The 7,333-nt window shown below is 44.2% G+C and carries 7 protein-coding genes; 3 read left to right on the top strand and 4 right to left on the bottom strand.

Annotated elements, in window-relative coordinates; genetic code table 11:
• Positions 1 to 97: 97 nt before the first annotated feature.
• Positions 98 to 1,696: a TrkA C-terminal domain-containing protein gene (locus QZ135_RS24025; protein ID WP_294615544.1), complete on the bottom strand. Its 1,599-nt coding sequence runs from the start codon at positions 1,694 to 1,696 to the stop codon at positions 98 to 100.
• 83 nt (positions 1,697 to 1,779) lie between these two features.
• Positions 1,780 to 4,980: a S41 family peptidase gene (locus QZ135_RS24020; protein WP_294615542.1), complete on the bottom strand. Its 3,201-nt coding sequence runs from the start codon at positions 4,978 to 4,980 to the stop codon at positions 1,780 to 1,782.
• Between the two features lie 144 nt (positions 4,981 to 5,124).
• Between QZ135_RS24020 and QZ135_RS24015 the strand changes: the two genes are divergently transcribed.
• The gene (locus QZ135_RS24015) at positions 5,125 to 5,976 is read left to right on the top strand and encodes a GNAT family N-acetyltransferase (protein ID WP_294615540.1); all 852 of its coding nucleotides are present in this window, start codon (positions 5,125 to 5,127) and stop codon (positions 5,974 to 5,976) included.
• 220 nt (positions 5,977 to 6,196) lie between these two features.
• Here QZ135_RS24015 and QZ135_RS24010 read toward each other — a convergent pair whose 3' ends face one another.
• Both QZ135_RS24010 and QZ135_RS24005 read right to left on the bottom strand, forming a co-directional pair.
• A complete protein-coding gene (locus QZ135_RS24010) occupies positions 6,197 to 6,424 on the bottom strand; it encodes a hypothetical protein (protein WP_294615538.1) in 228 nt (75 codons plus the stop codon).
• A 7-nt stretch (positions 6,425 to 6,431) separates the two neighbouring features.
• The gene (locus QZ135_RS24005; protein WP_294615536.1) at positions 6,432 to 6,788 is read right to left on the bottom strand and encodes a helix-turn-helix transcriptional regulator; all 357 of its coding nucleotides are present in this window, start codon (positions 6,786 to 6,788) and stop codon (positions 6,432 to 6,434) included.
• Between the two features lie 105 nt (positions 6,789 to 6,893).
• On the opposite strand from QZ135_RS24005, the gene QZ135_RS24000 reads away from it, so the two are divergent.
• Both QZ135_RS24000 and QZ135_RS23995 read left to right on the top strand, forming a co-directional pair.
• A complete protein-coding gene (locus tag QZ135_RS24000; protein ID WP_294615534.1) occupies positions 6,894 to 7,103 on the top strand; it encodes a hypothetical protein in 210 nt (69 codons plus the stop codon).
• Positions 7,104 to 7,105: 2 nt separating this feature from the next.
• On the top strand, positions 7,106 to 7,294 hold the full coding sequence (locus QZ135_RS23995) for a hypothetical protein (RefSeq protein WP_294615532.1): 189 nt from the start codon (positions 7,106 to 7,108) through the stop codon (positions 7,292 to 7,294).
• Positions 7,295 to 7,333 lie beyond the last annotated feature (39 nt).

The following is a 7,333-nucleotide window of genomic DNA, read 5'->3' as shown; positions in this document are numbered from 1 at the left end:
GGCATAGAAGCATTGCGCAGCCCCTTGTCCCCTCGTCAACTCGTTTCCTCGTCAACTGAATTTCCTTCCTTTCTTATCTGGAAACCTATTCTCTTTTTCAATATACCGCAGATGCAATTATCTGTATAAACAGGATGAGGAATACCATTGCGATAGGATAAACCGTGGCATAGGCCACGCTTGGGATATTACTGTCAGTCATGGAGTCGGCAGCGGCAAGTCCCGGCGTACTGGTCATGCCACCGGTAATGGTGCCTAACAGGTCGAGAATACTGATTTTGAATATAAACAGTCCGGCAAATACAGCCACCAGCATCGGCACTACCGTTATCGCAGCACCCACCCCGAACAGTAGCCAACCGCTTTCCTGAAACGTTGCCACAAGATTGGTACCTGCCGACGTGCCGACTTCGGCAAGGAAAAGCAAAAGTCCCAGTTGCCTCAACAATTGGTTGGCCGGACCGGACATGGACCATAGGATAGGACCTGTTTTACCAATCGCACTTAAAAATAAAGCTACCATCAGGATACCACCTGTCAGTCCCGGCGAGAATGACAAACCACCGGGGAAAGTGATATTCAGCTTACCGAATAACACCCCTAATACAATACCCATTGCGATAGGGAAGAAGTCCGTATCCGACAGCTTCTTGGCATTATTTCCCAGTAAGCGTGCCAGTCCTTTGAGTCCTTCTTTTTCTCCTACCACCATCAGTTTATCACCGAACTTTAAAGTCAAGTCCGGTGAAGGGGATAAGTCGATACCGCTTCGGCGGACACGGGTTACGGTACAATTGAAGTTCTTCATCAGGTTCAGGTCTCCCAACTGCTTGTTAATCATGTCTTTCTTTGTCAGCAATAGTGACTCGATTTCCTGCGTATCTACCAATGGCAATTCGCCTTCCTCGCGTTCACCCACCAAGACCGCAAGCTGGTTCAGCGCTTCTTCGCTACCCACTGCCTGTATGTAGTCATTTTCGCGAAGTACGGTTTGCGCCGTCGGGATAGAAATCAGTTCCCCCTGTTTGTGGCGTGAGATGACAGCTCCGGTCATGGCACGGGCATTGATTTGCATGAGGCTGCGACCGAATACGGCAGGATTGGTAACGCGATAGATGCAAGTGGTCAGTTCGGGGAATTGCCCGCGACGCTCTTTTTCCAGGCGGCGGGCTTCCTTGTCGAGGTCGATATGCATGATTCGGGGCAGCAGCTTCACAAACAAGATAACGCCAATCACACCGAACGGATAAGCAATACCATAAGAAATAGATGCTAACGGCGAGTTCGTACTGTCGATGGCTACGGCAAGTCCCGGTGTACTGGTTAATGCGCCGGCTATCAAGCCTACCACGCTTGGCGTGTCAATATCAAAGAGATATTTTAGCCCGACCGCCGTCAGCGAAGCCGAACAGATAATCAACATAGTGATTATGATAAGCGTTTTCCCTTTGCTTCGGAATGAGTCGAAGAAGCCGGGCCCGGCCTGAATGCCGATGGTGAAAATAAAAAGGACTAATCCGAAGTTTCCTAATTCTTTAGGAATAACTACGCCGAAGTGTCCGAATAGCAGAGCGATGAAGATGACGGCTGAAACGTCCAGCGATAATCCTTTGATTTTGATTTTTCCCAACATGAAGCCTAATGCAACAATAAGGAATAGTGCGAAATACGAGGAATTCAGTAGGTCAGTAAACATGAATTTAGATGATTTGTTATATTTCGCGCAAAGGTAAGGAAAAAGAAGCCAAGTTCATAACCTGGCTTCTTAATAATCACTATCTAATGTAGTTGTTTCAATAATTCCTCCACCGCCGTTTTTAGTTGTGTATCTTCACCTTTTATGATTGTTTCGGGTGAATTGGCAACCTTCACATCCGGTTCCAACTGTGTGTTTTCCAGATAACTGCCGTCAGGCAGGCGATAACCAACCACCGGAATGCCGAATACCAATGTCGGGTCTTGCAGACGTTCCCACGACACACTGGTCATGGTGCCCGGAACCGGCATGCCCACCAGCTTACCTAACTTTTGGTGACTGTATACCCACGGCGTGCCATGTGCATTGGAGTAGTTGGCTTCGCACATCAGCATAATGGACGGCTTGTTCCAGCGGCGGCTGGGCATATCGCAGGATTCACGTCCGCGAACTACTTGCGTAAAGTACTTCTTGCCACTGAACAATATTTCTATATCTTCGTGCAGGCGTCCGCCGCCATTGAAACGCGTATCTATCACAATACCTTCACGATTATTGTATTTTCCCAGAATGTCTGAGTAGATGGAACGGAAACTATCATCGCCCATCGATTTGATGTGTACATATCCCAAGCGTCCGCCTGACCACTTGTCAACATCTGCTGCACGCTGTTTCACCCAACGTTCGTAGAGCAGTTGGTTCAGCTCGCTGTCTCTGATGGGGATTACGACCTCTTCCCAACGTTCTTTGGTTTTGGCGTCATACAGTGAGACGAGTGTTTTCTTCTTGGCCTTATCATTGAGTAGCGTGTAATAATCCATTTCGGGGGTGATCTCCCTACCGTCAATCTTTTCAATAATGATGCCAGCTTTCACCTTGCTATCAGCCTTGTCGAATGGCCCTTTTTCTATAACTTCGGCAATGAGCATACCCTTATCCTGATAGTTCCAGTCAAAAAGTAATCCCATACTGGCTGTTGGTTCGCTTTGTCCGTCCGGATAGAAACGGCCACCGGTGTGAGACACATTCAGTTCGCCCAGCCATTCGCTCAATACTTCCGAGAAGTCATAATTATTATTGATGTGAGGCAGGAACTTGCGATAGGCTGCCGATATGGCATCCCAGTTCACACCGTGCATGTTGGTGTTGTAAAAACGCTTTTGTTGTTGCTTATACACATGGTCGAACATGTATTCACGTTCAGCCGCCAAGTCCAGTTTCAACTGGGCAAGATATTTAATAGGTTTTAGTTCATTGGAAGCCAGATTCATCTTCTGCATGTTCTTGCTGTTCAGGATGAAGAGATTTTTGCCTTCCTTATCCATTTCCATAGATGTCCATCCGGCATCTATCTTGTGGAGTAGCTTGGTTTCTTGCTTGCGGAGATCCATCTTCCACAGGTTTCGTCCGCCTTTTGTACTTGTCAGGTAGTAGAGGGTTTTGCCGTCTTTGGAAAGAACAGTGTTGCTCATATCAGAGGAACTAGGGGTCAAACGCACGATGCGGTCTTCTATATTTTTCAACTCTACTACAATATCTTTCACTTTATTGCTGTCTTTCTCTTCCGTCTTTTTCCGGTCGGCATTGGCTTCTTTGTACAGTTCATAGTCTTCTTTGCTCAGGCTGAACTTATCATAGGCATCTTGATTGAGGAATACCAGCATGGCGTCATCCAGCGAACCCCATGAGGCATGCGCGCGCATACCGTAGCGTTCGGTTACAAAAAGAATGGCATTGCCGTCGAGCACAAAACAGGGTGAACCGCTGTTGTATCCGCTATTAGTCAGGTTGATTATTTCACTGTTGCCTTGCGCACTTACAAGACCTATGTCCGAGTAGGGATCGTGTTTGTTTCCTGTAAATTCAAGAGTAAACCACTTGCCGTCCGGAGACCATGCATAATCGAAGCCACCACTGGTGCTATACCAGGTGGATCCATCGGTAATCCGGCGTACTTTCTTGGTTTCCAAATTGAATACCATCAGGCGATTGCGGTCTTCAATGAAGGCAAGTTCTTTGCCATCGGGCGAGAACTGTGGGTGACTACGCTCTATGGTGGTGGATGGCAGCAATGGTTCTTCCTTTATCAGCGTTGCATTGGGGAAATTAGGGTCTTCTTCCCTGACTATTTTAGCCAGATAAATCTGTAGGTTTCCGTTACGTTCGCTGTCATAAGCCAGTGTCCGGTTATCCGGGGAGAATGAAAGATTACTTTCGCGCGCTGCGGTATGGGTGATTTGCTTGGTAGTGGCATAGTCTGCCGATGTAACGAATACTTCGCCCCTCACGATGAAGGCAATCTGTTTTCCATCCGCTGACGCTGTGGCTGAGGTTGCTTTATCGGAATATTTCAGATTGACAATTTGCGGCTGGTCGTCTCGTATGATTTTTACACTAATCTTCCGGGGAGTGGAACCCGCTTGCTGAGTGTAGATTTCCCCGTCATATCCATAGCACAATGTGCCGTCGTTGCTCATTGAGAGGAAACGTACGGGGTGGGTTTTAAAGGAGGTGACTGCTTTCACCGATTGCGGTTGGGAGAGCGGGAAGGTATATACATTGAATGAACCGCCGTCGCGCTCACTCAGGAAATAGACGGTTTCTCCGTCCGGTGCTAATACAGGGTTGCGGTCTTCACCTCCGCGGTTGGTCAGGTTGGTTTGTGTGCCTGTTCTTACATCACACATCCATACGTCCCGGGTAATGGAAGAGGTGTGGTGCTTTCTCCATTCATTTTCACCTCCCTTGCGGTCTTGGTAGAGGAAACGACTGCCGGACTTGTCGAAACAGACTGCTTCGGCAGGTGTTCCCAACACTTGTAGTGTACGTCCGCCTGCTGTGGGAACCTTGTAAAGTTCAGTCATTGATGCTGCGGGGAAGAGAGCGCTGGTTGCCGGGTCTTGGATAGATGCCGAAAATAAGATATATTTGCCATCGGGAGTAAAGGTGGATGGCAGTTCGTTGGTGGAGTGGGTGGTCAGTCGTTGGGCGGCTCCACCGTTTGCCGGCATCACGAAGATGTCGAAATTCCCGTTTCTGTCGCTGGCAAAAGCTATCTGCTTGCCATCTGGCGACCATATAGGAGTACATTCGTAAGAATCCTGGGTGGTGAGCTGCATAGCTGTTCCGCCCTTGGCAGGCACTTTGTAGATGTCCCCTTTATAGCAAAAGGCAATTTCCGTTCCATCGGGTGAGATTTGTAAGTCGCGCATCCAGAGAGGAGTAGCTGCATAACCAGTTATTGCCGTAAAACTAAGGGCAATGTAAGCAAGAATTTTTTTCATAAGTATAATTCTGATGTGTGTATGCAAAGATAAACAATTAGCTTGTAAATATACAAAAAGCATAGTCTGATATTTATGTTTATCCTTACTTTTTGTATATTTGCAAGTATATGATTCTACGTTCACTCCTTTAATTGCAGAGATATGGAAATAAATTCTCTTGGTAAAACGGATTTCGACATTTTATTTAAAGCATTCAATCAGGCTTTTGCCGATTATGAGGTACAACAAAACAAAGCCCAGCTCCAGACAATGTTGAAGCGCCGTGGCTTTGATTCTGCTTTCTCCTTTGGCGCATTCAATCAAGGTGAGATTGTTTCTTTTACTTGCAATGGCATCGGGGATTTTTATGGAGTGAAGACAGCTTATGACACCGGAACGGGAACTCTGAAAGAGTATAGGGGAAAGGGGTTGGCTACCCGTATCTTTGAGTATGCCATTCCGTATTTAAGGGCAGTGGGTATCCGTCAATATCTGTTGGAAGTGTTGCAGCATAACACAGGTGCAGTTTCTGTTTACAGGAAACTCGGCTTTGAGGTGACTCGTGAGTTCAATTACTTCGTACAGGAGAACGGCGCAGTGAGGAATGAATTAAAAACGATTGATTTTCCTTGCGTGTTCCGCCCTATTAATATCCATGAATATGGTTCTATTCCTAACTTCTGGGATTTCAAACCTTCCTGGCAGAATAGCCTTGAAGCAATCGGACGGACACCCGAAGACTTTATCTGTTTAGGAGTGTTTACTGGTGGAAATCTCATTGGTTACTGTGTCTTCGACCCCGGTTCCGGTGATGTCACCCAGTTGGCGGTTGATAAAAACTATCGAAGAAAGGGAATAGCTTCATTCTTACTCCGGGAAATGCTTGAATTAAATAAGTACGAATCCGTTAAAGTTATAAATACGGATATCTCGTGCACTTCGATTACCGGTTTTCTGAAAGCCAAAAATATAGATGTGAAAGGGAAACAGTTTGAAATGGTAAGAAAAATATGAGTATGTAAAAAGCAAAAAGCATCGATAATCTTTCGATTATCAATGCTTTATCGGTAGTCGGGATGACAAGACTTATTGTGCACGTATCCGCTTTTGTAAAGAGCTGATTACTAATTAATAATAATATGTTAGTTCTTCGCTTTTTCATACTATACGTCCCGATTTCGTCCCGGTAAATGCGTATAAAAACCGCCGAAAGATATTCCTGTAAATCACTGATTTACTGTAATTGGTCTATTGCTTTTTCAATGTTTTCCAATTTATTAAGGAGAACAGATTCTAAATTAGTGATGGCGGCTGTTTGCATAAAAGCTCCCAAAATTTCGGGGTGCTCCTCCGCATAAAATTCACCCAATTTGTCGTTGATAACCTTGATTGCAGATGTCATATAGAAGGCTGTTTCTTCTAATGATTGTTGCTGAAGTTCTGAGTAGGATTTCTTTTCCATTATTGATTTATTTATTCATTAGTATTTGGATTGTTCTTTCTTTCTCTTTGAGCAAGTCTTTAAGATGCTCTATTTCTTTATCTTTATCTGCAAGTGCTCCAGCACTGGCATTCCCATATATGGAAGCTGCGCTACCATCTCCATTGGCTATTGATTGATTAGTAATGTGTGTTTCATCGAACCAATATGAAATAGGTACATTTAATTGTTTAGAAATTGATTCTAACTTAGCGGCGTCTATGCTCTCCTGAGATTTCCACTTGGTTATAGTAACAGCTGTTACTCCCATTTTCTCTGCAAAGTCCTTCTGAACAACCTTTTTCTTTCTGAATAGCTCATCTAACTGATTTCCAAAGTGTTTCATATGAATGATTAAAATAATTAGAAATTATACATTAAACTATTTGGAAATTAATTTCCTTAAGTCTATATTTGCATTATAAATTTAAGAATAAAAACGGGAATAATTATGAGAAAGGAGCAAAAACAAGCGAAAATGGTACTTAAATACCATTATGAACAATTGTCCAGAGATGACAAAACAGAATTGAGAGATGAGTTCCTCAGACAGAGCGGGGTGTCTTTGCCTGCTTTTTATAATAAAATGGCAAACGATTCTTTTAAACCTCTTGAAAGAGAACTACTTGAGAAACTTTTTAATGATAAACAATTAAATTAATTATGGAAAAGAATTTTCTTACGGCTCAGGAAGCGAATAAAAAGGCTAAGGATTATAGCAATATAGAAGCCATTTTCCGTGATATTGTATATGCTGCTGAAAAAGGGCATTTTAGATATCGATTTATGTTTATTTCACATGAAGATATAGCCAAATTAAAAGAGTTAGGCTATACTGGATATTCCAACTAAACTGACCCTCAGTTTCCAATCTAAATTGACCCCTCTAAA

It is taken from the genome of uncultured Bacteroides sp. (assembly GCF_905207245.1).
In the GTDB taxonomy this organism is placed as follows: domain Bacteria; phylum Bacteroidota; class Bacteroidia; order Bacteroidales; family Bacteroidaceae; genus Bacteroides.
Note: the sequence above shows the minus strand (reverse complement) of the source record. Positions and strands in the feature narration are given on the sequence as shown.